21 protein-coding genes and 1 pseudogene are annotated in these 25,391 nt (G+C 67.9%); 11 read left to right on the top strand and 11 right to left on the bottom strand.

Going from position 1 to position 25,391, the window contains the following annotated elements; all coding sequences use genetic code 11:
• Window positions 1–125: 125 nt before the first annotated feature.
• Together BN4346_RS39175 and BN4346_RS39170 are read left to right on the top strand one after the other, a co-directional pair.
• A complete protein-coding gene (locus BN4346_RS39175) occupies window positions 126–962 on the top strand; it encodes an SDR family oxidoreductase (protein ID WP_067974241.1) in 837 nt (278 codons plus the stop codon).
• 4 nt (window positions 963–966) lie between these two features.
• Window positions 967–2,541: a class I adenylate-forming enzyme family protein gene (locus BN4346_RS39170; protein ID WP_067974238.1), complete on the top strand. Its 1,575-nt coding sequence runs from the start codon at window positions 967–969 to the stop codon at window positions 2,539–2,541.
• Here BN4346_RS39170 and BN4346_RS39165 read toward each other — a convergent pair.
• Both BN4346_RS39165 and BN4346_RS39160 read right to left on the bottom strand, forming a co-directional pair.
• Window positions 2,532–3,242: an ankryin gene (locus BN4346_RS39165; RefSeq protein WP_067974236.1), complete on the bottom strand. Its 711-nt coding sequence runs from the start codon at window positions 3,240–3,242 to the stop codon at window positions 2,532–2,534. The genes BN4346_RS39170 and BN4346_RS39165 overlap by 10 nt on opposite strands.
• A 45-nt stretch (window positions 3,243–3,287) precedes the next feature.
• Window positions 3,288–4,676: a 13E12 repeat family protein gene (locus BN4346_RS39160; protein WP_067974233.1), complete on the bottom strand. Its 1,389-nt coding sequence runs from the start codon at window positions 4,674–4,676 to the stop codon at window positions 3,288–3,290.
• A gap of 183 nt (window positions 4,677–4,859) precedes the next feature.
• Between BN4346_RS39160 and BN4346_RS39155 the strand changes: the two genes are divergently transcribed.
• Genes BN4346_RS39155 through BN4346_RS39145 form a run of 3 tightly spaced genes read left to right on the top strand, consistent with a single transcriptional unit; the run spans window position 4,860 to window position 10,120 of the window.
• Complete coding sequence (locus BN4346_RS39155; protein WP_067974230.1) at window positions 4,860–7,220, top strand: Tex family protein; 2,361 nt, start codon at window positions 4,860–4,862, stop codon at window positions 7,218–7,220.
• Window positions 7,221–7,226: 6 nt separating this feature from the next.
• The gene (locus BN4346_RS39150) at window positions 7,227–8,618 is read left to right on the top strand and encodes an FAD-binding oxidoreductase (RefSeq protein ID WP_067974227.1); all 1,392 of its coding nucleotides are present in this window, start codon (window positions 7,227–7,229) and stop codon (window positions 8,616–8,618) included.
• 53 nt (window positions 8,619–8,671) lie between these two features.
• Window positions 8,672–10,120 (top strand): acetolactate synthase large subunit, encoded by a 1,449-nt coding sequence (locus BN4346_RS39145; RefSeq protein WP_067974224.1) that lies wholly within the window; start codon window positions 8,672–8,674, stop codon window positions 10,118–10,120.
• A 6-nt stretch (window positions 10,121–10,126) separates the two neighbouring features.
• Here the strand turns inward: BN4346_RS39145 and BN4346_RS39140 are convergent, their stop codons facing one another.
• The 3 genes from BN4346_RS39140 to BN4346_RS39130 all read right to left on the bottom strand — a co-directional run bounded on the left by BN4346_RS39140 (window position 10,127) and on the right by BN4346_RS39130 (window position 12,007).
• Complete coding sequence (locus tag BN4346_RS39140) at window positions 10,127–10,786, bottom strand: cutinase family protein (protein ID WP_096867555.1); 660 nt, start codon at window positions 10,784–10,786, stop codon at window positions 10,127–10,129.
• Window positions 10,787–10,878: 92 nt separating this feature from the next.
• Window positions 10,879–11,553 carry a cutinase family protein gene (locus BN4346_RS39135; RefSeq protein WP_235653668.1) on the bottom strand — a complete coding sequence of 225 codons (675 nt, stop codon included), beginning with the start codon at window positions 11,551–11,553 and terminating at the stop codon, window positions 10,879–10,881.
• A 250-nt stretch (window positions 11,554–11,803) separates the two neighbouring features.
• Window positions 11,804–12,007, bottom strand: a complete 204-nt coding sequence (locus tag BN4346_RS39130; protein WP_067974218.1) for a hypothetical protein — start codon at window positions 12,005–12,007, stop codon at window positions 11,804–11,806.
• A gap of 183 nt (window positions 12,008–12,190) precedes the next feature.
• Here BN4346_RS39130 and BN4346_RS39125 point away from each other — a divergent pair, with 183 nt between their 5' ends.
• A complete protein-coding gene (locus tag BN4346_RS39125) occupies window positions 12,191–13,720 on the top strand; it encodes an Hsp70 family protein (RefSeq protein WP_067974215.1) in 1,530 nt (509 codons plus the stop codon).
• On the opposite strand, the gene BN4346_RS39120 is transcribed toward BN4346_RS39125, so the two are convergent.
• Entirely contained in the window at window positions 13,717–14,766 is a 1,050-nt protein-coding gene (locus BN4346_RS39120; RefSeq protein WP_067974470.1) for a class I SAM-dependent methyltransferase, read from the bottom strand. The genes BN4346_RS39125 and BN4346_RS39120 overlap by 4 nt on opposite strands.
• A gap of 82 nt (window positions 14,767–14,848) precedes the next feature.
• Between BN4346_RS39120 and BN4346_RS39115 the strand changes: the two genes are divergently transcribed.
• Window positions 14,849–15,565, top strand: a complete 717-nt coding sequence (locus tag BN4346_RS39115; protein ID WP_078058721.1) for an SHOCT domain-containing protein — start codon at window positions 14,849–14,851, stop codon at window positions 15,563–15,565.
• A gap of 194 nt (window positions 15,566–15,759) precedes the next feature.
• Here BN4346_RS39115 and BN4346_RS39110 read toward each other — a convergent pair whose 3' ends face one another.
• Genes BN4346_RS39110 through BN4346_RS39100 form a run of 3 tightly spaced genes read right to left on the bottom strand, consistent with a single transcriptional unit; the run spans window position 15,760 to window position 19,278 of the window.
• Window positions 15,760–16,383 carry an MBL fold metallo-hydrolase gene (locus BN4346_RS39110; protein ID WP_067974212.1) on the bottom strand — a complete coding sequence of 208 codons (624 nt, stop codon included), beginning with the start codon at window positions 16,381–16,383 and terminating at the stop codon, window positions 15,760–15,762.
• The gene (locus tag BN4346_RS39105) at window positions 16,380–17,465 is read right to left on the bottom strand and encodes an S-(hydroxymethyl)mycothiol dehydrogenase (RefSeq protein WP_067974208.1); all 1,086 of its coding nucleotides are present in this window, start codon (window positions 17,463–17,465) and stop codon (window positions 16,380–16,382) included. The genes BN4346_RS39110 and BN4346_RS39105 overlap by 4 nt, the downstream gene beginning before the upstream one ends.
• A gap of 10 nt (window positions 17,466–17,475) precedes the next feature.
• Complete coding sequence (locus BN4346_RS39100) at window positions 17,476–19,278, bottom strand: N-acyl-D-amino-acid deacylase family protein (protein ID WP_067974204.1); 1,803 nt, start codon at window positions 19,276–19,278, stop codon at window positions 17,476–17,478.
• Window positions 19,279–19,378: 100 nt separating this feature from the next.
• On the opposite strand from BN4346_RS39100, the gene BN4346_RS39095 reads away from it, so the two are divergent.
• The 4 genes from BN4346_RS39095 (at window position 19,379) to BN4346_RS39080 (ending at window position 22,918) form a co-directional block, all read left to right on the top strand.
• On the top strand, window positions 19,379–20,455 hold the full coding sequence (locus BN4346_RS39095; RefSeq protein WP_067974201.1) for an AraC family transcriptional regulator: 1,077 nt from the start codon (window positions 19,379–19,381) through the stop codon (window positions 20,453–20,455).
• Window positions 20,442–21,284 carry a serine hydrolase domain-containing protein gene (locus BN4346_RS39090; RefSeq protein ID WP_096867554.1) on the top strand — a complete coding sequence of 281 codons (843 nt, stop codon included), beginning with the start codon at window positions 20,442–20,444 and terminating at the stop codon, window positions 21,282–21,284. Before BN4346_RS39095 ends, BN4346_RS39090 begins: the two co-directional genes overlap by 14 nt.
• A 135-nt stretch (window positions 21,285–21,419) precedes the next feature.
• Window positions 21,420–21,941 carry a DUF3145 domain-containing protein gene (locus BN4346_RS39085; protein ID WP_065040603.1) on the top strand — a complete coding sequence of 174 codons (522 nt, stop codon included), beginning with the start codon at window positions 21,420–21,422 and terminating at the stop codon, window positions 21,939–21,941.
• Window positions 21,942–22,024: 83 nt separating this feature from the next.
• The gene (locus tag BN4346_RS39080) at window positions 22,025–22,918 is read left to right on the top strand and encodes a hypothetical protein (RefSeq protein WP_154677611.1); all 894 of its coding nucleotides are present in this window, start codon (window positions 22,025–22,027) and stop codon (window positions 22,916–22,918) included.
• Between the two features lie 6 nt (window positions 22,919–22,924).
• On the opposite strand, the pseudogene BN4346_RS39075 reads toward BN4346_RS39080, so the two are convergent.
• Both BN4346_RS39075 and BN4346_RS39070 read right to left on the bottom strand, forming a co-directional pair.
• Window positions 22,925–23,775 (bottom strand): annotated as a pseudogene (locus BN4346_RS39075) (diacylglycerol kinase).
• Window positions 23,772–25,352, bottom strand: coding sequence for an FAD-binding oxidoreductase (locus BN4346_RS39070; protein WP_208863292.1), 1,581 nt, complete (start codon window positions 25,350–25,352; stop codon window positions 23,772–23,774). Before BN4346_RS39070 ends, BN4346_RS39075 begins: the two are co-directional and overlap by 4 nt.
• Between the last annotated feature and the right edge of the window lie 39 nt (window positions 25,353–25,391).

Here is a 25,391-nt window from a genome sequence, read left to right as displayed (position 1 = left end):
GTTACCCGGCGTTCGAACGCTCGGCCTGTCGCCGAGCAAATCGGGCGGCCGCAACACCCGCAACAACGGCCACCTAAACTGCACCGAAACTCCTCAGTCCCATCCGTGTTGTCGAGAGGCCGACTATGTCGCAGCACCTGCAGGACAAGGTCGTCGTCATCACCGGTGCCGGCGGTGGATTCGGCAAACTGATCGCCGAGAAGTGCGCCGCCGCCGGAGCCCGTGTTGTCGGCGTCGACATCGGTGCCGAGAACCTTGCGGCGGTCTTCGACGGGATCCGGGAAGCCGGACAGTCCGGCACCTATCAGGTCGCTGACGTCACCGACATCGAGCAGATGAAGGACGCCGTGCAGCACGCGGTGCAGACCTTCGGCGCGGTTGACGTCATCGTCAATAACGCCGGCGTGATGCCGCTGGCCTATTTCGCCGATCACGAGAAGGCCTGGCAGCACTGGCACCGGGCGATCGACATCAACATCAAGGGCGTGGTGAACGGCATTTCGGCCGTCTACGACCAGATGATCGAGCAGGGCCGCGGCCACGTCGTCAACATCTCGTCGATCTACGCCAATGCCGGTGTAGCCGGCTCGGGGGTCTACAGCGCGACCAAGGCCGCGGTCGCCGTCCTATCGGACTCGCTGCGCAGCGAGGCGAAGGGACAGATCAAGGTGACCACGGTCAAGCCGACCGGTGTGCTGGGCACCAACCTCGGCAGAGGCGTGGTCAACGGCGCCGCGATCATGGGCATCGTCGGATCCCGCGGTGAGAGCTACATCCGGTCGGTCACTGCGTTCGCCGAGGGCACCCTGGAACCCGAGCAGACCGACGTCGACTCGGTGAAGTACTGGCTGATCACCCCCGAAGACCTCGCCGAGGCGGTGGTGCACGTCATCGACCAGCCCTGGGGCATCAGTATCAGTGACATCACCGTGCGAGCGAGCGGCGAAGACTACACCTACTGATCGGATGTCTCCCGAAACCGCCTGGAATTCACCGGCTTACACCGCTGCCGAGGCCGCGCACTATCACGCCGTCGGCTGGTGGTCGCAGACCACGTTGTCGGACGCGGTGCGCCGCAATGCCCGGAGTTTTCCCGACCGGGCCGCCTATGTCGACTACCAGGGTGCGGCACTGACCTGGCAGGAATTCGACATCGCCGTCGACGCGCTGACTGCTTGCCTGGCGGGGTCCGGCGTGAGGTCCGGTGACCGGATTGCGGTGTGGCATAGCGATTCCGCGGCCATCCATGTGCTGTTCGTGGCGATTGAGCGATGCGGGGCGATAGTGGTCGGCATCGGCGCACGGGCCGGAACCCGTGAAGTGGCCGCGATCCTGGCCGCTTCGCAGGCCCAGCTGCTGATCACCGACGAGCAGCGGCGCGCGGCGGCGGCCGGACTCGAGATCACTGCGCTGAGCATCGATGAGCTGCGAGTGGACGCCGAAATCGGGATACCGGGGCCGCAACTCGGCCCTGACGACGTCTTCCTGATCAACTCCACCTCCGGTACCACCGGGCTGCCCAAGTGTGTGGTGCACACCCAGAATCGTTGGCATTATTTTCACCAGCTAGCCGTCGCCAACGGGGAACTGAGCCCCGACGACATCTTCCTGCCGATCATTCCCACGCCGTTCGGTTTCGGGCTCTGGACCAGCCACACCACCCCGATCCACCTCGGCGCCACCGCGATCCTGTTGGACCGCTTCACCGCCGCCGCGACCTGTGCCGCGATCGCGCAGCATCGGGTCACCGTATTGTGTTGTGTCAGCACCCAACTGACCATGATGATGGCGGATCCGGCCAGCCGCGAATTCGACTTGAGCTCGTTGCGGGTGGTGTTCACCGGAGGGGAGGCGTTGCCCTACCGGCCGGCCGCGGAGTTCGAGGAGCTCACCGGAGCGAAAATCCTGCAGTTCTACGGCTCCAACGAGACCGGAGTGCTCAGCGCCACCACTCTGGGCGACTCGTTGGAGCGGCGGCTGCGGACCGGTGGGCGGATCGTCGACGAGATGGCGGTCCGGCTTTTCGGCGGCGAGGACGGCAACACCGACGTGACCGACACCGGCCGAGGTCAGCCAGCCTGCCGCGGCCCGGCCACCAGCCTCGGCTACCTCAACGGGGTCGATCACGACAAGCTGTTCACCGCCGACGGCTGGATGCGGATGGGGGACATCTGCGAGATCGACGCCGACGGCTATCTGAGCGTCACCGGCCGAACATCGGATTTCATTCTGCGCGGCGGCAAGAACATCAGCGCCGCCCAGGTCGAAGACGCGGTGATGACCCATCCGGCGGTCGCGGTGGCGGCGGCGGTGCCGATGCGCGACGAGGTCTTCGGTGAGAAGGTCTGCGTCTACGTCGAACTCGCTGAGGTGGCGCGCGCCGGCACCCTTGAGTTGGCCGACCTCGTCGAACATCTGCTGGCGCTCGGGGTGTCCAAAGAGCTGTTGCCGGAACGTCTTGTCGTCATCGACGAGTTGCCGCGCTCATCCGGCGGCAAGATCGCCAAGGGACAGTTGCGTCAGATCAGTGGCTATTCGTAGCTCTCATAAACCTGCGACGGGCCCTCGGCAGTGATGCGATAGCCGACCGTCGCGACGTGCACCTCACCGACCGGGTCGAGTTCTCGATAGCCGCCGAACAGCTCGATGTCGTTGTCGCGCAGGCTGACCCGAAATCCTCCCCACAGGTAGGGCACTGGGAACCACAGCTGCCTTCCGGGCAGTTCGTGCAGCACCTCGACCGGGGGATAGCGGAACAGTTGGCGCAGGGCGCCACCTCGGAACAGGTGTTGGATCAAGTCGTCGATGACGGCGGTGAGCTGGGTGTTCAGCGCAGCGATCTGGTCGTCGTCAAGGGGGGCCGGGGGAGGCTTGAGTACCTCCAGCAGCTCATCGGAACGCCGGTGTTCGACGGCGAGGTCGTAGGCGGTGCGACCGGTGGCGTCCGGTTGTGAGCGCAGCGCGCCCTGCTCGATCAGCCAGGTCGCGACGTCGGCAGACGCGCCGTGCCAGCCGGCTTGATGCAGCACCGTCAGCCAGGTCTTGCCGCCGGGCCGCCACGCCTTGATATCGACCACGTGATCGCCTCGGTCGAGTTCGCGGATCACCTTGCTCCACTTGCCCCGCTTGGCCATATCGGCCAGATACAACGCCGCCTGAGCCTGCCGGTTGCCGAGCAGCGAGCGGTCCATCACCCCTGGCCACAGTGGCGCGTTGTTGCGGATCTCGGCGTAGGTCGTCACGGTGCCATCTTCTCGCGGTTCGGGCGGTGATACCTGAGGTTGCGGCTATGGATCCGCGTCGGGATCCAGGAGCTCCTCCGGGTGGTGCAGATGGTTGATTCGCGGTGGGCTGCTGCCGTCGGTCCAGGCCAGGCGCCCTTGCTCGGTGACGTGAGTCTGGAGGTCGCCGCGGGTGACGGCGCCGTGATCGCTGCCGCAGGCGAAGTAGAGTTCGTCGGCGTTGGTGCGGCCGTCCTGAGCCCAGTCGGTCGAATGGTGGACCTCGGAGTGGTAGCCGGGCTCGGTGCAGTTGGGTCGGGTGCAGCCGTGGTCGCGGGCGTGGCAGATGATCCGTTGATCCAGGGTGGCGATCCGTTTACTGCGGCCCAGATACAACGGCCGATCGGAGTGGTTGTCGAAGACAGCGAGGTAGTGAATCGAGTTGGCCGCCATGCGGATCAGATCACGCATCGGCAGGCGGCTGCCGCCGCCGGTGCGTGCCGCAGCCGGCATCGGGATATCCGGATTGGACATGGCGTGGACCGCCTGGTCGAGGTCGGCGAGTTTGGTGGTGACGATGACCGTCACCGGTACACCGCGGTGAGTGCCCATGGCACCGGATTCGATGCCGTGGCGTAGCGCGAGCTTGAGCGCGTCGTGGTCGCGCTGCCCCGATGACCTGGAATCGCGTTCTTCGGTGCTTTCGGGCTGGCGGTGGCCGGGCCGGACCGCGGCCAGGGCGGCCTCGAGATAGGCGCGGGTTTCCGGGTCGACGCAGCCGGACAGCCGGCTCATCCCGTCGGAGCCTTGGCGGCCCAGGACAAGGTTGCGCCGTCGTGCCCGGTCGTCGTCGGTGAAGTTGCCGTCGGGGTTGAGACGGTCGGCGATGGCGTGCCCGATGGCGGTGACGAACTCGGCGTCCTGTTCGGTGGCATGGCGCACCAGGGTGCGTTCGGCGGCCTTGCGATCGGCCGGCGCGACGTTCGCGGGCAGTTGGTCGAGGGCTTTGGTAACGGATTTGATGTGGTCATCGCCGATCTGACCGTCCTCGACCGCGGCTGCGACTTCGGGAAGTTCCGGCGGGGCCGGGGGTCCGGTCAGATTGCGCCGCGGCCGGATGCGGGCGGCGATGCGGAACCGGCGCCGGACCTCGGCTCGGGTAATGCGCAGGCGTGACCACAGCAGGTCCGTGATCTTGGTGTCGGCGGGCAGTCGAGGATCCTCGGGACCGTCGGCGGGGTCGGCGATCTCGCCGAAGATGCGATAGGACAGGCCGCGATTGACTCGGTGCTGGGTTTCGAGGTGTTCGGCCATCTCGACGCGAAACGCATTGCCCACGATGTCTGTGTCGGCTGTCCGCAGCCGTGTTTGGGCGTCATCGATCAGAGTCAGGTCCGCGCGGATGGCTGCGCGCGCCGCCGCGGCGGGAGGAAGGACCTGATCGAGTTCGGACACGTTTCCAACGTATCGAACAAGTGTGCGAACACGGGGGGTCGAACGGCGATCTGTGGATGAATCGGGCAACTGTGGATGAATCACCCGAAATTGCCTGACGGCAACGCCGTTCAAGCTGCCGCGAGCCCGGCACGCCGTGCCGCACCACGGAACTGTCAGCGGCGTTCGGTAGGGTCCGTCGGCGTGACCGCGAACGTGACCCTCAAACCGGTGAATGCCCGCCTTGCCGACGAACTCGAAGTAGCCGAACGGCAGGTCACGGCCGCCGTCGCGCTGCTCGACGAGGGCGCGACGGTTCCGTTCATCGCCCGCTACCGCAAGGAGGTCACCGGCAGCCTCGACGACGGGCAGCTGCGCACCCTGGAAGAGCGGCTGCGCTACCTGCGCGAGCTCGACGACCGTCGGGCTGCAGTGCTGTCTTCGATCGAGGAGCAGGGCAAACTCACCGACGATCTGCGCAACGCGCTGCTGTCGGCCGACACCAAGGCCCGCGTAGAGGACATCTACCTGCCCTACAAGCCCAAGCGCCGCACCAAGGCGCGGATCGCGCGTGAGGCGGGCCTGGAGCCGCTGGCCGACAGGCTGCTCGCCGACCCCGCGCTGGACCCCCAGCAGCTTGCTTCGGAGTACACCGGCGAGGAGGTCGCCGACGCCGCGGCCGCACTGGAGGGTGCGCGCGCGATTCTGGTCGAACGTTGTGCCGAGGACGCCGAGCTGGTGGGTGCAGTCCGGGAGAAGTTCTGGTCGGCAGGCTCGCTACGGACCATGCCGCGCTCCGAAGATGCCGCGAAAAGTGCTGCGGCACAAAAATTCCGGGACTACTTCGAGTTCAACGAATCGCTGGAGACCATGCCGTCGCACCGGGTGCTGGCGGTGTTGCGCGGCGAGAAGGAAGACGCCCTGGCCCTGGCCTTCGACGGCGGCGACAACGAGCCCTACCAGGCGATGGTCGCCAAGTCGCTGGGCGTGAACATGACCGCCCCCGGCGCGGCCACGCCCTGGCTGGCCGACACCGTGCGGTGGGCCTGGGACACTCGCCTGGCGTTCTCGGCGGCGGTCGATGCCCGGATGCGGTTGCGCCAACGTGCCGAGCAGGACGCGGTGGCGGTGTTCGCCAAGAACCTCAAGGACCTGTTGCTGGCGGCGCCGGCGGGCAACCGCACCACACTCGGGCTCGACCCGGGCTTTCGCACCGGAGTGAAGGTCGCCGTCGTCGACGGCACCGGAAAGGTCGTCGACACCTGCGCGATCTTCCCGCACCAACCGCAGAAGCAGTGGGATCAGGCCAAGGCGGCACTGGCCGCGCTGGTGGCCCGCCACGGTGTGGACCTGATCGCGGTCGGCAACGGCACCGCGTCGCGCGAGACCGACGCCCTGGCCGCCGAGTTGATCGCCGACCTCGCGAGCGCCGGCGCCCCAGCACCGACCAAGGCGATGGTCAGCGAGGCCGGCGCGTCGGTGTACTCGGCGTCGGCCTATGCCGCCCATGAGCTTCCCGACCTGGACGTCACGCTGCGCGGGGCGGTGTCGATCGCGCGGCGGCTGCAGGACCCGCTAGCCGAACTGGTCAAGATCGAGCCGAAGTCGATCGGCGTCGGCCAATACCAGCACGACGTGACACCGGGAACCCTGGCGCGCAGCCTCGACGCGGTGGTCGAAGACGCGGTGAACGCCGTGGGCGTCGACCTCAACACCGCCTCGGCCCCGCTGCTGGCCAAGGTATCGGGGGTGTCGGAGTCGCTGGCCGAGGCCATCGTGGCGCACCGCGACCAGACCGGACCCTTCCGTAGTCGGGCTGCCCTGCTCGACGTGCCACGCTTGGGGCCCAAGGCATTTGAGCAGTGCGCCGGGTTCCTGCGCATCCGCGACGGCGACGACCCGCTGGATTCCTCGGGGGTGCATCCCGAGTCCTACCCGGTGGTCCGGCGCATCCTGGACCGCTCGGGTGTTTCGCTGGCCGAGATCATCGGCGACGAGCGAGTGCTGCGGTCACTGAAACCCGGCGACTTCGCCGACGACCGGTTCGGGGTCCCGACCGTGACCGACATCCTCGCCGAGCTGGAGAAGCCGGGACGCGACCCGCGGCCGGCGTTCTCCACGGCCACGTTCGCCGCGGGCGTGGAGAAGGTGGCCCACCTCAAGGTGGGCATGGTCCTGGAAGGGGTGGTCACCAATGTCGCCGCCTTTGGCGCTTTCGTTGATATCGGGGTGCACCAGGACGGGCTGGTGCACGTCTCGGCGATGGCGGACCGCTTCGTCTCCGACCCGCACGAGGTGGTGCGTTCCGGCCAGGTGGTGAAGGTGAAGGTCGTCGACGTCGACGTCGACCGCCAGCGCATCGGGCTGACCCTGCGGCTGGGGGACAAGCCGGCGGACAAGCCCGGCAATTCCTCCCGGGCCCCGGCGGCCAAACCGGCTGCGCGCGGTGATGCGGCCAAGCAGAATCGTGGGCGGCGTCCCGGCAACAGTGCCGGACGCCGGGATGCGGCGCCGGCAGGCGGGTCGATGGCTCAGGCGTTGCGTGACGCCGGATTTGGAAAGTAGGAACGGATGGCCACGGTAGACAGCTCATCCCTGGAGGCCGCGCGCAAGTTCGCCGACATCGTCGGAGCCGGCGGACTGCTCACCGGCGAGCAGATCGGCCCCGACTACGCCCATGACGAGGCGCTGGTCGGAGCGCCGGTGACGCCGAGCTACGTCGCCCGCCCGCAGACCGCCGAGCAGGTTGCGGCGCTGCTGGCCGCGGCGACCGCGGCGAAAGTTCCGGTGACCGCCCGCGGTTCGGGCACCGGCATGTCGGCCGGCGCGCGGCCGTGCCCCGACGGTCTGCTGATCTCCTTCGAGCGGATGAACGCGATCCTGGAGATCGACACCGACAATCAGGTTGCGGTGGTGCAACCCGGCGTCACCTTGGCCGACCTCGACGCCGCGACGGCCGACGCGGGGCTGATGTACACCGTCTTCCCCGGGGAACTGTCCGCCAGCGTCGGAGGCAACGTCGGCACCAACGCCGGCGGGATGCGCGCGGTCAAATACGGAGTGACCCGGCACAACGTGCTCGGGTTGCAGGCCGCGTTGCCGACCGGCGAGCTGATCCGCACCGGCGGGCGAATCACCAAGCTGTCCACCGGTTATGACCTGACCCAGCTGATCATCGGCTCGGAAGGCACCTGCGCGCTGGCCACCGAAGTCACCGTGCGGCTCTACCCCCGGCTCGGGCACTCGGCCACCCTGTTGGCGCCGTTCCCGGACCTGCCCGCGGTGATGCGTGCGGTGCCAGCGGTGGTGCGCAGCGGGGTGGACCCGGTGATCCTCGAATACGTCGACAAGCTCACCCTGGCCGCGATCAGCTACTCGCAGAACCTGAACCTGGGCATCCCCGACACGGTGCGTGAGACCGCGGAGGCCTACCTGGTGGTCGGTGTGGAGAACCGTGACCGTGAGCGCCTCGACGACGACGTGGCCATGGTGGGCGAGCTGCTTGCCTCACTCGGTGCCGACGATGTCTATGTGCTGGAAGGTAATTCAGCACATGCCCTGATCGAGGCCCGTGAGAAGGCGTTTTGGACGGCCAAGGCCGCCGGTGCCCACGACGTCATCGACGTGGTGGTCCCGCGGGCCGAGATGCACCAATTCCTCACCAAGGCACAAGGATTAGCCCAAACGGCAGGTGCCGGTGTGGTCGGCTGCGGACACGCCGGTGACGGCAACGTCCATTTGGCGGTGTTCTGCGCCGACGACGAGGTCCGTCACCGGCTGCTGCACGACATCTTCGCGGCCGCGATGGCCCTCGGCGGCGCCATCTCCGGTGAACACGGTTTGGGCCGGGTCAAGACGCAGCATTTCCTGGAGCTGGAGGACCCGGTCAAGATCGCCCTGATGCGCCGGATCAAAGATGCCTTCGACCCCGCCGGGATCCTCAACCCCGGCGTGCTTCTATAGGCAGCAGAGCGCGCGTCCCGCATACTTCGGTGCCCGGCAAGAAAGGCAGCCACATGACTAACGGAGCACAGGCCCTGATCACCACCCTGGTGGACAGCGGGGTGCAGGTCTGCTTCGCCAACCCCGGTACTTCCGAGATGCACTTCGTGGCCGCCCTGGACTCGGTGCCGCAGATGCGCGGGGTGCTGTGCCTGTTCGAAGGCGTGGTCACCGGCGCCGCCGACGGGTACGCCCGAGTGGCCGCAAAGCCAGCTGCCACCCTGCTGCACCTGGGGCCTGGGCTGGGAAACGGCCTGGCCAACCTGCACAACGCCCGCCGCGCACACGTGCCGGTGGTCAACGTCATCGGGGACCACGCCACCTACCACAAGAAGTACGACGCACCGCTGGAATCGGACATCGAACCCCTGACCGACTGGACCCATGGCTGGGTGCGCCGCACCAACTCCGGTGATGATGTCGGGCGCGATGCCGCCGAAGCGGTCGCGGAGTCAATGGCCAGTCCGGCGCAGGTGGCCAACCTGATTCTGCCCGCCGACATCTCCTGGGAAGACGGCGCGCAGGCGGCCGGATCGGTCGACCCGGTCCCCGCGGCCGCCCCCGATGCACAGGCCGTCGCCGACGTCGCCGCCGTGCTGGCCAGCGGTGAACCGGTGGCAATCCTGATCGGCGGGGCCGCCGCGATCGACCGGCTCGGCTACCGGGCCGAGCAGGCCGCCTTCCAACTCGACGGCATCAAGCACCTGGTGGTGGCCGGCACCCGGGCTCCGGTGTCGTTCTTCGCCTACCCCGGCAAGGCCAGCGACCTGGTTCCCGAAGGCTGCGTCGTGCACAACCTGGCCGGCCTCGAGACCGACGTGGTGGCCGCACTTGAGCAGCTGGCCGAAGCGGTGGCCGCCGGTGTGCAGCCGCGGCCCGCGCCGGCGGCCCGCCCCGAGCTCCCGGCGGGGCAACTCACGCCGCAGAACTGGGTGCAGGTGATCGGAGCGCTGTTGCCCGATAACGCGATCATCTCCGATGAGGCCAACACTTCGGGACTGATGCTGCCCGCGGCCACCGCCGGCGCGCCACGCCACGACGTGCTCACGCTCACCGGCGGGGCGATCGGGCAGGGCCTGCCGGTCGCACTGGGTGCGGCCGTGGCCGCACCGGACCGGCCGGTGATCGCGCTGCAAGCCGACGGCAGTGCGGCCTACACCATCTCCGCGTTGTGGACGATGGCGCGCGAGAACCTGAACGTGACCACGGTGCTGATCAACAACAGCGCGTACGCGATCCTGCGCCTGGAACTGGCCCGGGTGGGCGCCGAGGGCGGCGGCCCGAAGGCAAACGACTTGCTTGACCTGTCGCGGCCGAACATGGACTTCGCGAAGATCGCCGAGGGCTTCGGGGTGCCGGCCACGGTAGCCACCACCTGCGAGGAACTCGCCGAGCAGTTCCGCCGGGCCGTGGCCGAGCCGGGGCCGCACCTGATCGATGCGCGGATCCCGACCCTGTTCTGACCGGTGCTAGTTGACGCTCCGGCCGGCCGTGACCCGGCTCGCTACGAACGTCGCGGCCTCCGCGGCCTTGCCGTCCTGCACGTACATCAGGTGCGGGACGACGCTTCCACTGTCTTCGCAGTAGATGTCGCCCGCCAGGCAGAAATCGATGGCCTTCGGACGATAGGACGAGGCGAGGACCGGCAGGGGACCGCCCCACAACGAGGTGGAGTACGGGCTGGACGGCGGGCCGAACAGCGCCACCGCGACCACATGGTTGGCGACCGAAGCGGGCAGCGCATTGCTGGACATCGCGATGACGCTGGCGCCCTGTGAGTAGCCGCCAAGCACCAGCTTGGTCTTCGGGCAGTTGGCGACCGTGCTCTGAATGCGGGCGGTGGCGTCACTCTCACCGAGCACCGCGCTGTTGCGGTAGTCGGTGCTCGCCGGGTACTCAACCGGGTAGACGTTGACGTTGAGGCCCGACAGCTGCTCCTGCAGGGAGCCGACGAAAGCGTCACCGACGTCGCCGAGCCCGACGGGCTGGCCGGATCCGCGGGCGAACACCACTTCGGCGTCCGGGCAGGACTCTGCGGTTGCGGTGGACAGACCCACCGGTGCGGTCACCAGCGTTCCGGTGAGCATCACCGCGGCAGCGAAGGTGCGAACAGTGTTACGCAAATTCATCCTTAAATGCTGACATGTCCCGCCCTTGCCACTGGCCTGCGGGTCGCGAATCAGCAAACCGCAACGCCGGCCGTGCGGAACGAACACAGTGGTTAGAGCCGGTTTGCCGCGTAGGCAGCGCCCTCGTCCGCGATGCCGTCGTAGGCGCCGGGTGCGTGCGCGGAGAAGTTCAGTCCCTCGGAGCAGACCGGGTCTTCGGGCACACACAGCTGGATGGTCTTGGCGGTGTATGCCGGGCCGATGGTCAGGGGAGGCTGGCCGAGGAAGTTCATCGCCCGCTCGTTCGGGGTTCCGAAGAGCACCACGGCCGCGACGTGATCTGCGACCTCCGGGGGCATTGGCCGTGGTATATCGACCCCTTCCACCCCATCCGGGATGACGCTGGCGGTGGAGAAGCCCATCACCGCAGCGCCCTGCGAGAAGCCGCTGAGCACCATCTTGGTCTTGGGGCAATTGGCCGCCGTGGCCTCGATGTGGGTGGTGGCGTCGCGGATGCCCTGAATGCCTGTCGGCCAGTCATTGGTGGCCGGGTAGTCGATGGCGTACGCATCCACCGGTCGCTCGGGCAACCGGGCCCGTAGCGAGTTCACGAATGCTTGCCCGGTCTCACCGAGGCCGGGCGCCTCATCGGTACCTCTAGCAAACAAGACTTGGACATCGGGACACGGGTCGGCGAAGGCAGGGGGAGGGGTGGCGACGGTGCTGTGCAGCAGCCAAGTCAGGGCCAGAACAACACCGAGGGAGCGAAGGATCCGTCGTGGGTTCACCGGTACATGGTGGCATAAGAACGGTGTCGTGTGCAGCAGGCACCCCCTGGCAGTGAACATATTCGGCGGTTGCTTACCGGGTATCGTGCGGCATGCTGAGTAACTCCTATTGAAGGTCTGAGTCATAACTGAGATCGATTGAAATCGTTCTCCGGTTACCGGGCGATGTCCGTCGGTGTCAGCAAGATAACCGCCCGCGATGGCCTACCGAGCAAACTTTGGAGGTGCTCGCGACAATGACTGCGAGCAGTTAAATCCCCAGGTTCGACGCGATCAGCGCGTCGACCGACACGTCGTAGAGCCAACCGGGCAGCACCCCGCCGACCGCGGCACCCGACGGCACCGCCGCGGTGACGTTGCCGACTAAGGGCGAACACCCGACCGCAGCAGACAGGATCGGGAGTGCGATCAAGGCCTTGCCGCCGAATCGGTGAGCGGCCCCGACACCAGGCACCGGGCGGGATGCACCGTGGCTCGGCGCTCGCATACGACCAGATGCTCGACGTCTGCAGCAGCCCCCGCGTGAGTTCCTCGGCGCACCAACAGCGCTGCAATACCGGGTATATCGAACATTCATCGGTAAAATTACGTAAACCGGTCTGCTCTGACTGCCGGATGACACCGTGGATGGGACAGCATGGCGCAACAGTCAGGCCCCGCGTTGGGGATGTCCGTCGGGGCGACCACATTAGCGGCGGTTACCGCCGATCGTGCGATCACCCGTCGGCCCGTGCTGACGCTGTTCCGGGATCGGCCGTCCCAAATCGGCATGCCCTCGGAGAATTCCGCGGTGAGTTCCGAACGGCACGACCGTGGACTCGTGGTGACCGACTTCGTGGATCGCGTCGGAGGCGGCGGGCCGGTGGTGGCGAGCGACGGCTCTACCCACCGTGCCGAGCAACTGCTCGCTGATGGGTTGCATGCCTTGGCGTATGCGGTGACCGAGGGACGTCCGATACCGCCGGCGGTGGCGGTCACCTATCCCGCGCACTGGTCACGCGACGCCATCGGCGCACTGCGCACCGCGCTGGGGCGGGTCTCGGCGTGGGCGCAGCATCCGGTGTCGCTGATCTCCGACGAGACGGCAGCTTTGACTGCGCTGCAAGCGAATCCGGGCCTGCCCGACCGTGGGATCATCGCGGTGTGCGACTTCGGTGGCAGCGGAACCAACGTCACCCTCGTCGACGCGGGGCGTGGTTTCGAACCGATCAGCGCCACCCGGCGCAGCACCGTCTTTTCCGGCGACGTGATCGACCAGGCGCTGCTGGATCACGTGGTTGCCGATCTGGGTGGCAACGGCGACGGGCCTCCAACGGTGGGGTCACTGACCCGGCTGCGCAGCCTGTGCAGGGATGCCAAGGAACAGCTGTCGTCCGAGACAGTGGCCGAACTCGCAGGCTTTCACGGTGGTGTGTGGCTGACCCGCGTAGAACTCGACGAGGCCCTGCGCCAGCCGCTCGAGGGCTTTTTCATGGCCTTACAGAACACTTTGGACGACAACGAGATTGCTCCCGATGCGCTGTCGGCGATCGTGTCGGTGGGCGGTGGGGCGAACATGCCGACGGTCACCACCGGTCTGTCGCAACGGTTCGGGGTCGACGTAATCAGCTCGCCGCGACCACAGTTGACGGCGGCGATCGGCGCCGCGCTGAGTGTCGCCGGCGATGTGGTGGCCATCTCGAAGAAGACACCGCCGCCGGCGGCGCCACCACAGTTCCCCGAGTCGGCCCCGTCGCCGGAGCAGGTTCCGCCGCCGGCCGGCGAAAGTACCCCGGATCCCGGGCTGCAACCGTTGGTGACGCCACCGCCGGCTCGTCCGGCTCCCGCTGCGCCGCGCCAGCCCGCCGCACCAGAACCCGAGGTGATCGGTGGCGGCCAGGGCGGCGTGGAGTGGTATCGACGGCCGGTCCCGGTGGTGATCATGGCTGCGCTGGTCGCGATGCTGCTCGGCACCGTGGCCGTGCTGGTGCTGCGGCGTGCCGCCGACACCGGACCGGGCTCCGGCGTGCTGACGACGGTGTCGTCGACGACGACCACCACCTCACCGTCACCGACGTTCGAGCCGCCCCCGGCGTTCGCGCCCAGCCCCGAACCCATTCCGCCGAGCCTGCCCGAGATTCCCGAGAGCCCGGCTCCGGAATCCACTGAGAGCCCGGTCAGCCCCTAACGCTGCTTGGACAGGACGATCAGCGCCAGCGGAATCTGCACCTGCTGCGGGTTGCTTGCGAGGCGGGCAGCGACGCCGGCTTCCAGGTGATGCACGAAATCGGCTGCCCGCGGATCGTCGATCCCGCCGGTCAACGCGGCGGCCAGGGTGGGGAAGACTGCGGCACTGACGAAGGCGGCCCAATGGGTGCCGAGGGCGGCCGCATCGCGGTCGAGCAGGTATCGGTCCCAGAACCGGTCCTCGGCGTCGAAAACCTCCAGCCGCTCGATCGTCAGTGACTCGAATCGCCCGGCGGGGGCGAACGGCGCGCGAAGTTCCTTCTCGCTGCGGCCGAACACCGGAATCGTCATGCGGGCGACCTCATCACGGGTCAGTGCGCCGTCGCGCGCCTGCTCGTCGAGAACCGCGGCGATCGCATCGAGCAGCGGCCGGTAGCCCGATCGGCCCGCGGCGTCGACGGCGGCGGTCAACACCAGCAGCTTGCCCCCCGGGCTCAACTCCCGGCCGCGGAACGCCACGAAGTCATGCCAATCTTGGGCGGCCTGGCGGGTATAGGCGCGCCGCGCGGCGGCGGTGTCGCTGTGCTCGAGCTGCCCGGCGGGCCGGCGCAGCCACATGGTGGCCCAGGATGTCCAGCCCAGGTTGACGCTCTGCGAGGGCAGGATCTGGGCGTAGAACGACCGACCTATCGCCGAGGGGAAGCTGGCGGTGTCCTTGCGTGTGTAGCTGTCGGGATCCTCAGCCAGCGTGGTGAACAGCGCGGTGAAGTCGTTGTCCGGCAGGTCGGTATGAACGACCAGCACGGCATGGTCGGACCGGGTTCGCCGGCGGAACGCCGCAATGGCGGCGCCGATCGGAAGCAGTGAGTTGTAGCCGGTGGCGGCGCCATAGTCGGCGACGACAATCGGCCGCGGCGCGGCGGGCAGCGGAACGGTCGCGGCGAGCTGTTCGAACACACCGGTGGCGTGGGCCAGCCCGGCCGCCTGCAACCGGCCCGACGGAACGCCGCCGGGCTCGGGACGGACCACGATGCTCGACTCTGGCATGGCCACCTCCGACCCCGGCGAACCGTCATCGATATCACCACTGACGGTAGCGGGATCGGCGATCCGTGGCACACTTCCGTAAGTGGGCGCGCAGCGTGCGATCGGACGCATTCCGGTCGTGGTGGCAGCCGGCCTGATGACCATTGGGGTGATCGGCTTCGTGGTTGCGCTGATTCTGAACGTCTTTGTGCTGGACCGCTACGACGCCTACGGCGAGGTGCCGATTCCAGGCACGGGCAGACTGCATCTGCCGGCGGGCGAGGTGACGGTGAATCTGCACACCCGGGTCATCTCCAGTCCCACCGGCGGCGGACTGCCGGTCCCGCCGATCAGCGTCACGGTGACACCACCGGACGGGGTGGCCGACCCGGAGTTCGAGGAAAGCGTCGGGATGACCACCACGGTCAACAACGACACGCGGCGGCGGCTGTGGCGAATCTACGTGGCCGAGGCCGGCGACTACCAGATCGTCACCGACGGGCAGGTCGGCGCCTATATCGCTCCGCGGTTGGCCTTCGGCAAGCCCGCCGGCCACTCGACGCTGCTGTGGGTGTTTCCGGCGATCTTCGTGCTCGGGCTGGTGGATCTGATCGCAGGCCGGCTGTTGGCAGCCCGCCGGCGTCGCCCGCCGGTGGGGACGGTGCACACGGGCACGGACTTCAGGCACGAACCGTTCGTTCCCGAGGGCGAAGGAATTCGCATCGAGCAGCTCAAAACGATAACGGCGCTACGTGATTCCGGAGCACTGACCGAGAAGGAGTTCGCCGCAGAGAAGCGGCGAATCCTGCGCGGGCACTGAGCTCAGTGGCCTCGCGCGCATCGTCAGTGGCCGTGCTGGATGGGCCTCTTCCTCCTCGCGCTCGTTCCTCGCGCGCATCGTCAGTGGCCGGGCCAGATGGGCCCCTTCCTCCTCGCGCTCGTTCCTCGCGCGCATCGTCAGTGGCCGTGCTGGATGGGCCCCTTCCTCCTCGCGCTCGTTCCTCGCGCGCATCGTCAGTGGCCGCGCACCACCCACTCGTCGTAGTGGACCAGTTCGTCACCGATCCGCGTGCTATCGCCGTGACCGGTGTAAACGACAGTGTCGGCAGGCAATTCGCCGAGCCGCCCGGAGATCGACGCCAAGATCGTCGGAAAATCCGAGAACGAGCGGCCGGTCGCCCCCGGCCCGCCGCAGAACAGCGTGTCGCCGCTGAATACCGCGCCCAGGTCCGGTGCATGCCAGCACACCGAGCCCGGAGAGTGACCCGGGGTGTGCAGCGCCCGCAATTCCAAGCCGCCGAACGTGAGCGTGTCGCCGTCGGCTACCGCCCGAAAGTCGCTGTCCGGGTGCGTCATCTGCCACAGCATGTCGTCGCCGGGGTGCAGCAGCACCGGTGCGTCGAGCGCTCGGCCCAGCTCCGGGGCCACCGTGATGTGGTCGTTGTGGCCATGCGTGCACACCACCGCCACCACGTTGCGCCCGCCGACGGCTTCGACGATCGGGGCGGCGTCGTGGGCGGCGTCGAAGACCACCACATCGGAATCGTCACCGACGATCCAGATGTTGTTATCGACTTCCCAACTGCCGCCGTCGAGTTCGAACGTGCCGTGGGTGACGACGCGCTGGATGGCGTTCACAGCACCACCACCGACCGCAGCACCTCGCCGCCGTGCATGCGATCGAAGGCCTTCTCGACATCGCCCAGCCCGATGCGTTCGGAGACGAACTTGTCCAGCGGAAGCCGGCCCTGCAGATACAGGCTGATCAGGGTGGGGAAGTCGCGCTCGGGCAGGCAGTCGCCGTACCAGGAGGACTTCAGCGATCCGCCGCGGGAGAAGAAGTCGATCAGCGGCATTTCCAGCACCATGTCCGGGGTCGGAACACCCACCAGCACAACGGTTCCGGCCAGGTCGCGGGCGTAGAACGCCTGCTTCCAGGTCTCCGGGCGACCGACCGCGTCGATCACCACGTCGGCGCCGAAACCGTCGGTGAGATCCTGGATCGTCTCGACCGCGTCGAGCTCGCGCGCGTTGATGGTGTGGGTGGCGCCGAATTCACGCGCCCAGTTCAGCTTGGTGTTGTCGGTGTCGACGGCGATGATGCGCCGGGCACCCACCAGGGCTGCGCCGGCGATCGCGGCGTCGCCCACTCCGCCGCACCCGATCACCGCGACGGTGTCGTCGCGGGTGACACCGCCGGTGTTGATCGCGGCGCCCAGACCGGCCATCACGCCGCAGCCCAACAGCCCGGCCACCGCGGGATCCGCACTCGGATCGACCTTGGTGCACTGACCTTCGTGGACCAGCGTCTTGTCGGCGAACGCCCCGATGCCCAGTGCCGGGGTGAGTTCGGTGCCGTCGGTCAGGGTCATCGGAACCGAGGCGTTGAAGGTGTCGAAACACAGGTGCGGGCGGCCGCGCTTACAGGCGCGGCACTGTCCGCACACCGCGCGCCAGTTCAGGACCACGAAGTCGCCGGGCGCGACCGCGGTGACCGCCGATCCCACCGACTCGACGGTGCCGGAGGCCTCGTGGCCCAGCAGGAACGGGTAGCTGTCGTTGATGCCGCCGTCGCGGTAGGTCAGGTCGGTGTGGCACACCCCGCAGGCGGTGATGGCGACGACGACGTCGTTGGCGCCGGGCTCGGGGATGACGATGTCGGTCACCTCGACCGGCTTGCCCTTTTCACGGGAGATCACGCCGCGCACTGTCTGACTCATGGAGCCAACTTTATGTTGCCGGTGTGGCGCCCGGCACCGGTACCGGGCCTAGCGCGGTGACGGCCGGGATGCGGGTGTCGGCGCGCAGGAAACTTCCGGTGCGTTGTGTCCCGAGCACGCTGGTGGGCTGACCGTCGAGCACCACCGCTTGGCCGGAGACCAACACCGCGTTGACGGCTTCGTCGTTGCGGTTCACCATCCGTGACATCCCGCCGTATTGGGCGAAGGGCTCCTCGACGTAGGCATCCAGGGTGTCGTCGAGGTGGGTGGGATCGATGACCACGACGTCGGCGCGGTCCCCGACGCGCAGGTGGCCGGCATCGATTCGGTACCAGTCGGCCAGCTCACCGGTCAGCCGGTGCACCGCCTGCTCGACCGACAGGAACGGCTGACCGGACTGTTGGGCATCCAGGACGTGCCGCAGCAACCGCAGACCCATGTTGTAGAACGCCATGTTGCGCAGGTGCGCGCCCGCGTCCGAGAAGCCGATCTGGATGCCGGGTTCGGCGGCGAGCTTCTTGAGCACCGCAGGCCGATCGTTGGAGATCGTGGTGTGCCAGCGCAGCGCGGTCCCGTGCTCCAGCACCAGGTCGAGGAAGGCGTCGACGGGATGCACACCGCCGCGCTCGATCCCGACCTGTCCGAAGGACTTTCCGATCACCGAGGCGTCCGGGCAGTCGACGATTTCGGCGTCGAAGAAGTCGCGGTGCCAGACCCGCGGGCCATACTTGTTTTCGTAGTCCTTGCGGAACCGTCGCCGGTAGGACTCGTCCCGGATCAGCTCGTCACGCTCGAGTGCTTCCCGCAGGTGCAGCGCCTCGGCGCCCGAGCCGAACTCTTCGAAGATCACCAGGTCAATGCCGTCGGCGTACACCTCGAACGGCACCGGCAGGTGCTGCCAGCGGAAATCGGCGCCCAACCTGGTCAACATGCGCGATGCCTTGACCATCGCCGGAATCGCCAGTCGGTTGCTCTTGACGTCGGCGGCGGCCAGCAGATTGGTCTTGAGCGGACGGCGGAAGATCCCCAGGGCCTGCGCCAGCTGCGACACCACGTCCAACGGATTCTTGACGTCCGGACCGGCCTGCAGAATCCGTCCGCTGCGGCGCAGCTTCGACTTCAACCGGCGCAGTTCTTTCGGCTTGGCATACGTCGACGGCAGCGTGCGTGAACGGCAGGTGTCCCCGTCGAGCTTGTCGAAAAGCAGCTGCTGGGAAGACATTCCGACGAACCCGGCCTGCAGTGCCTCGTCGAGCATCTGTTCCATCCGGGCCTGCTCGGCCGCCGTCGGCCGGATGTCGGCGCGGGTGGCGCGATCCAGCCCCATGGTCGCGGTGCGCATGTCCGAATGGCCTATGAACGCCGTCACATTCGGGCCCAGCGGCAGCTGCTCCAGGCTGGCGATGTAGTCCGCACAGCTCGACCAAGTCTTGAACCGATCGATGGTGTCGACCACGTACTGGCGCGGGATGGCCTCCACCCGGCCGAACAGGTCGCCGGCATCCTGGCCGTCGACGTGGATGGTGGACAGCGAGCACGAGCCCACCAGCACCGTGGTCACGCCGTGGCGCACCGACTCCGACAGCGAGGGGGCGAGGAGTATCTCGACGTCGTAGTGGGTGTGGATGTCGAGCAGCCCGGGCAGCACCCATTTGCCGGCCGCGTCGATCACCTGGACGCAGCCCGCCTCGTCGAGTGGTTCGGCGGAGATGGCGGCGACGTGCCCGTCGCGGATACCGATGTTGCGGATCGCCGATGGTGCGCCGGTGCCGTCGAACCACCGGCCGCCACGAATCACGGTGTCAAAGCTCACGGGTATTCCTTTCCGCCGAATGCCGTTCCAGCATGTCCCGCGACGCGGACGAAGTCTTGACATCTGCGGACATTTCTTTGATATTTGCGGACATGTTGGTGTGGGGGGCACTGCGCTGTCCGGATACCCGGAGCTGGTCGCCGAGCTCGGCGGTGATCCCGTGGCCTTACTGCGGGCAGCCGGGGTGTCGCTCACGGCGGTCGGGACGCACGAGATGTTCGTGCCCTACCGCGCGGTGATTCTGGCTGTTGAAAGTGCGGCGAGCGCCACCGCCTGTCCGGATTTCGGGCGCCGGCTGGCGCTGCGGCAAGACATCGGAAATTTCGGGCCATTGGGGGTGGCCGCGCGCACCGCGGCGACGGTCGGCGGCGCGTTTTCCATCGTGGAACGGTTCATGTCCGCCTACAGCCCGGCGATCGCGGCGCGCATCATCCCGGGCGGTCGTGCCGGCGGTTCAGCGAGGCTCGACGCAGGAGAGGGGAAGCTGGGACCGCCGCATGAACCCGGCGAATCGTTCTATGCGTTCGAGGTGCTTATCGAGCGATCCCCACCCCATCCGCAGACCACCGAGCTGTCGCTGGGGGTGTCACTGGGGATCATGCGGATGATGTTCGACGCGCCGTATTCGCCGCTGTCGGTGCATTTTCCGCATGAAGCGCTCACCCCGGTGCGGGATTATCTGGCCTACTTCGGCTGTCGGCCCTACTTCGCGCAACCGGTGGCGGGTTTCACCTTCCGTACCGCCGATCTGGATCGCCCGCTGCACCGCGACGATCACGCCCACCAGGCCATGGTGAGCTACCTGCGCGGTATCGCCGCCGAGTCGCCCGGGCTTGCGGCGTCGGTGCGCGCGATGGCCCGCCAGCTGCTGCCCACCGGCACCGTGAGCCTGGAGTTGATCGCGGGCGAACTCGGCCTGCACCCCAAGGCGCTGCACCGGCGGTTGGCCGCCGAGCAGACCACGTTCGCCGCCCTGGTCGACGGAGTCCGCCGGGAGGCCGCCGACCGCTACCTGCGCGACACCGACATCAGCCTGTCGCATCTGACCCGCGAACTCGGCTACGCCGAGCAGAGTGTGCTCAGCCGGTCCTGCCAGCGGTGGTTCGGCCGCAGCGCGACCAGTCACCGCAAGGCGGTCCGCGCCGAGGTTAGGCTGGCCGGCGATGTCCGCCGCTGAAGCCCTGGCCCCCCTCGCCGCCCTCGACGACTGGCCGGTCGGTCACGCGGCCGCCGCCGTCATCGGCCCCGATGGGGTGCTGGCCACCCACGGCGATACCGCGCGGCCGTTCTACCTCGCGTCGGTGACCAAGCCCCTGGTGGCGCGGGCCGTGCAGGTCGCGGTGGAAGAGGGAGCTGTCGAACTCGACACCCCGGCCGGGCCGCCGGGCGCCACGGTGCGGCATCTGCTGGCGCACGCCTCCGGGCTCTCGCCGGACTCCGATCGGGTCCTGGCCAAGCCCGGCACGCGGCGGGTCTACTCCAACCACGGCTTTGCGGTGCTGGCCGCAGCGGTGCAGCAGGCGTCCGGGATCGAATTCGGCCGCTACCTGACCGAGGCGGTGTTCGAGCCGCTGGGCATGGCGGCCAGCCGGCTGGACGGGGGAGCGTCGGCCGCCGGTTTCGGGGGCACCTCGACCGTCGCGGACCTGGCCGCCTTCGCCACCGATCTGCTGAGGCCGGTCACGGTGTCGCCGCAGCTGCATGCCGAGGCCACCCGCGTGCAGTTTCCCGGTCTGGACGGTGTGTTGCCGGGCTACGGGCCACAGCGGCCGAACGACTGGGGGCTGGGCTTCGAGATCCGGGACGGTAAATCACCGCACTGGACCGGTGCGGACAACTCGGCGCGGACCTTCGGCCATTTCGGCCAGTCAGGCACGCTGATCTGGGCTGATCCGGCAATCGAGCGGGCGCTGGTGGTGCTCACCGACCGCGACTTCGGCGACTGGGTCACCGGCCGGTGGCCGGCGCTGTCCGACGCCGTGGTGGCCGCGTACAGCGGGGACTAGCCAACAGGCGTCACACAAGGCACAATAGACACATACAACACTGAATACACTCCAGTTTCTGCAGCAACATTGCTCAAGCTCGGTACCACCAGGTCGTTGGGGAAGACGTCCCTCGTGGATCCGAAGGAGCAACTGATGCGCGCGACGAATCAATTCGCCGACGTGACCAGCGGCGTGGTGTACATCCACGCCTCGCCCGCGGCGGTATGCCCGCATGTCGAGTGGGCACTGACCTCGGCTTTGGGTGCCCGAAACGGCCAGGCGAAGCTCAACTGGACGCCGCAACCGGCCATGCCGGGACAGCTGCGAGCCGTGGTCAACTGGGTCGGTCCGGTGGGCACCGGCGCCCAGCTGGCCAGTGCGCTGCGCTCCTGGTCGGTGTTGCGCTTCGAAGTCACCGAGGACCCCAGCGCCGGAGTCGACGGCCAACGATTCAGCCACACCCCGCAGCTCGGACTGTGGAGCGGAACGATGAGCGCCAACGGCGACGTGATGGTCGGGGAGAACCGCCTGCGCACGCTGATGGCCGCCGGCGCCGACGCGCTGGCCGCGGAGCTGGAAACGGTGCTCGGTACTGCTTGGGACGAGGCGTTGGAGGCCTATCGCGACGGCGGGGAGGGCGCGGAGGTGTCCTGGCTCAGCCGTGGTGTGGGGTAGCTTGCAGGATCGCTCAACTCGTCCATAGCTTTTTCTTAGGGTAGATTCGCCCGCACGCTGTTCTCGCCGTCAAGGAGTTAATGATGCGTGCCCTGATGTGCTCGGCTGCGATCGCCAACGCGACACTGGTGGCTGCTGGTCTGATCACCCCCAGTCCGGCCACACCCGAGATCGCCACGTCAAGCATCGCCGTGCAATTGACCGCCGACGGAGATCTGGCCAACGTTCCGCTGAACTTGCTCTACGACATCATCAACATCCCGGCCAATGCGCTGAAGGCCCTTGACGCGCTCTCCTACGCGCTGTTCTTCTCCGGCTCCTGGCTCGTCACGAGCGCGACAAACGTCTTGGGTGTCGACCTCGCGGACGCGCCAAAATTCCTGGCAACGACCGACTTGCAGATCCCGATTCCGGCGCTCTCGAAGCCGATCGGTGAGCAGTTGGTCGGTTTCCTGGCGGCCGAAATCCCGAGCAACACTGCCTGCGCCGAAGGCGTGTTCTGCACTCTCGACGGTTGGATAGCGCTGTTCAAAGGTTACGGCCAGGTGCCGATCTCGGAGCTGTTGAACGGCTACACCTTCCCGACGGAGGGACCCTCTATCACCGACCCGTACGGCGCGGTCGAGGGTGCGTTGGGCTTCCCCGGTACGGGCATCGGTTCAGACGGCTCGGACGTCTACCCGTGGGCCGGCACGACGTTCACCTTGGATCTCGGGAAGCCGTGGGCCGATTATTGGACCAGCTTGACTGCCGACCCGCCGGCGGACCCGCTGGTGTCGATGCCCAACGTCTTCCATGTGCTGATCGACTACGCGACATCGTGGTACGTGATGCTGAACCCCTTCCTGCCGCCCGGTCCCTACATCCCGGACTACCCGTGGCTGGACACGGACGCCCCGGCGGCCGCCGACTTCAGCACCCCGGTTGACGGGCTGGCCGGTCAACTCGGCGACCTGTGGAACTCGCTGGTCTCTTGAGACCTGTCAGGGCGCACGCAGGATCTGCAGCGCGCCCGGCACCGCCGACACCGTCACCGGCAGCGGGGCCACGTAGTCGCCGTCGGCGTAGGCATTGATCCCGGGGCACTCCACGCGAATCGACTTCGCCCGCCGGGTGCTCACCTCGTCGAGCAGCACATGGGTGCCCTTGAAGACGGTGGGGAACAGGCGAATCAGCTTGGTCCGCGAGCCCGAGTGCACCATGGTGACGTCCAGCAGCCCGTCGGCGTGATCGGCGCCCGGGCAGATCAACATGCCGCCGCCGTAGCTGCGGGTATTGCCGAATGCCGCCAGCGTCAGCTCGATGTCCAGTGGCTCATCGTCGTCGAAGGTCAGCCGGAACGGCAGCAGCCGCAGCTTGGACATCTCCGCCACCATGGCGACGTTGTAGCGCATCCGGCCGTGTGGCCAGCGCATCCGGTTGACGCGGTCGCTCACCAGTGAATCGAAACCGGCCGCCATCACGGTGCCGAACCAGGACACTGCGCCGTCGTCTTGCGCGATGCGGCCCAGATCGATCGTCTCTGTCCAGCCCTCGGCGACGACGTCGGCCGCCGCCTCGGGATCGCCAGTGGGCAAGCCGTATTCACGGGCGTGGTCGTTGCCGGTGCCGGCGGGGATGATCCCCAGCGGTACGTCACCGAGCGCCAATGACTCGCCAGCGCTTCATCGAGCAACCGCCGCGCGTGGCGGGCATCGGAGCCGACGATGTGGTTCACGTTGACCCCGCGCTGCTGGAACCGCGCCAGCGCCCGCTCGGCCGCATGCCGGGCATTGCCGTGCCCGGCCGCCGGGTTGGTCAGCAGGGTGATCCGATTGATCGGGCGCGACGTCATGGAATCAGTTTGCCGGGGTTGAGGATTCCGGCCGGATCCAGCGTGGCCTTGACCGCTCGCAGCACCTGCACGCCCAGCTCGCCCACCTCTTCGCTCATCCACGGCCGATGATCGGCGCCGACGGCGTGGTGGTGGGTAATGGTTCCGCCCGCCCGCATGATCGCATCGCCCGCAGCGACTTTCGCGGCCCGCCACTGTTCGATGGGATTGCCGCGCTGACCCGCGACCACGGTGAAGTAGAGCGACGCGCCGGTGGGGTAGACGTGCGAGATATGGCACAACACCAGCGCGGGCGTCCCGCTGTCGGCCAGCGCGGTGGTCAGCGCCTCGGTGACCGCCGCCTTGAGCGTGGGAACGCGCGCCCAGTCGGTGGCGGTCTCCAGCGTTTCGCAGAGCGCCCCGGCGGCCAGCAGCGAATCGCGCAGGTAAGGCGCGGAGAATCGGCCGTGCTCCCAGGCGCGCGCCGGTGCTTCGCCCAACGACGTGCCGCCGTGCGCGGCCAGCACCGCCCGGGTCTCGGCGTGCCGGCTTTCGGTGTGCTCGGCGGTGCCCTCGAACAGTGTGATCGCCAGGCAGCCACCGGTGATCTGTTGCTCACCGATCTGCTCGGTGGTGGCCAGGTTGACGCCCGTCTCGGCCTCGTCGGACAGCCGGATGACGGTCGGTCCGGCGCCGGTCTGCGTGACCGCGCGCAGTGCCGCCGCGCCGGTGGCGAAGTCCGGGAACGACCACGCCTCGTAGCGGGTGGTCGCCGGCACCGGATGCACGCGCACCCGAACTCTGGTGATGACGCCGAACGTGCCCTCTGACCCCAGCAACAGCTGGCGCAGGTCCGGCCCGGCGGCCGAGGCCGGGGCGCGACCGAGGTCCAACACGCCGGCCGGGGTGATCATCCGCAGGCCGCGGACCATGTCGTCGAAGCGGCCGTAGCCGGCCGAGTCCTGACCCGAGGAACGGGTGGCGGCGAAGCCCCCGAGGGTGGCGAACTGGAAGCTCTGCGGAAAGTGGCCCAGCGAGAAGCCGTGCTCACCGAGCAGCCGTTCGGCGTCGGGTCCGGTGACCCCGGCGCCGAATTCCGCTTCGCCGGAGATCTCGTCGAGGTTCAGCAGTTCATCGAACCGGCGCAGATCCACGCACACCACGGCCGCGAAGTCGCCGCGGATCGGGTCGAGCCCGCCGACCACGCTGGTGCCGCCGCCGAACGGAACCACCGCGATGGCGTGGTCGCTGCAGTAGCTCAGCACCGCGGCAACCTCGTCGTCATCACCGGGAAGCAGCACCGCGTCGGGCGCATCCTGCGGCCCGGAACTGTTGCGCCGCAGCAGATCCAGGGTGGACTTGCCGCCGGCGTGTAGCAGCCGTGCCGGCTGATCGACGCGGCAGTGCTCGGTGCCTACGATCGCCGTCAGTGCCCGGTGGTCGACATCGCTCAATGCGCTCGGCCGCAGCTGCACTGTTTCGGCATCGGGTTCCGGTGTGATCGAATCTCCAACGCCGAGCGCCTGTTTCAGCAGGGCTCGGACGCCGTCGGAAAGCGGTTTGGCAGCCGCCGGATCGCCCCAGGCGTTCCACTTCATCGGCGGCAGCAGCTGTTCGGGTTGCATCGGTACCTAACT

This window comes from Mycolicibacter icosiumassiliensis (genome assembly GCF_900078685.2).
Classification (GTDB): domain Bacteria; phylum Actinomycetota; class Actinomycetes; order Mycobacteriales; family Mycobacteriaceae; genus Mycobacterium; species Mycobacterium icosiumassiliensis.
Note: the sequence above shows the minus strand (reverse complement) of the source record. Positions and strands in the feature narration are given on the sequence as shown.

What these genes read in the sequence shown, in the direction of transcription:
- BN4346_RS39175 (WP_067974241.1), top strand. Translation starts at nt 126, where the DNA reads ATGTCGCAGCACCTGCAGGACAAGGTCGTCGTCATCACCGGTGCCGGC.
- BN4346_RS39170 (WP_067974238.1), top strand. Translation starts at nt 967, where the DNA reads ATGTCTCCCGAAACCGCCTGGAATTCACCGGCTTACACCGCTGCCGAG.
- BN4346_RS39150 (WP_067974227.1), top strand. Translation starts at nt 7,227, where the DNA reads ATGGCCACGGTAGACAGCTCATCCCTGGAGGCCGCGCGCAAGTTCGCC.
- BN4346_RS39145 (WP_067974224.1), top strand. Translation starts at nt 8,672, where the DNA reads ATGACTAACGGAGCACAGGCCCTGATCACCACCCTGGTGGACAGCGGG.
- BN4346_RS39140 (WP_096867555.1), bottom strand. Translation starts at nt 10,786, where the DNA reads ATGAATTTGCGTAACACTGTTCGCACCTTCGCTGCCGCGGTGATGCTC.
- BN4346_RS39125 (WP_067974215.1), top strand. Translation starts at nt 12,191, where the DNA reads ATGGCGCAACAGTCAGGCCCCGCGTTGGGGATGTCCGTCGGGGCGACC.
- BN4346_RS39120 (WP_067974470.1), bottom strand. Translation starts at nt 14,766, where the DNA reads ATGCCAGAGTCGAGCATCGTGGTCCGTCCCGAGCCCGGCGGCGTTCCG.
- BN4346_RS39105 (WP_067974208.1), bottom strand. Translation starts at nt 17,465, where the DNA reads ATGAGTCAGACAGTGCGCGGCGTGATCTCCCGTGAAAAGGGCAAGCCG.
- BN4346_RS39090 (WP_096867554.1), top strand. Translation starts at nt 20,442, where the DNA reads ATGTCCGCCGCTGAAGCCCTGGCCCCCCTCGCCGCCCTCGACGACTGG.
- BN4346_RS39085 (WP_065040603.1), top strand. Translation starts at nt 21,420, where the DNA reads ATGCGCGCGACGAATCAATTCGCCGACGTGACCAGCGGCGTGGTGTAC.
- BN4346_RS39080 (WP_154677611.1), top strand. Translation starts at nt 22,025, where the DNA reads ATGCGTGCCCTGATGTGCTCGGCTGCGATCGCCAACGCGACACTGGTG.
- BN4346_RS39070 (WP_208863292.1), bottom strand. Translation starts at nt 25,352, where the DNA reads ATGAAGTGGAACGCCTGGGGCGATCCGGCGGCTGCCAAACCGCTTTCC.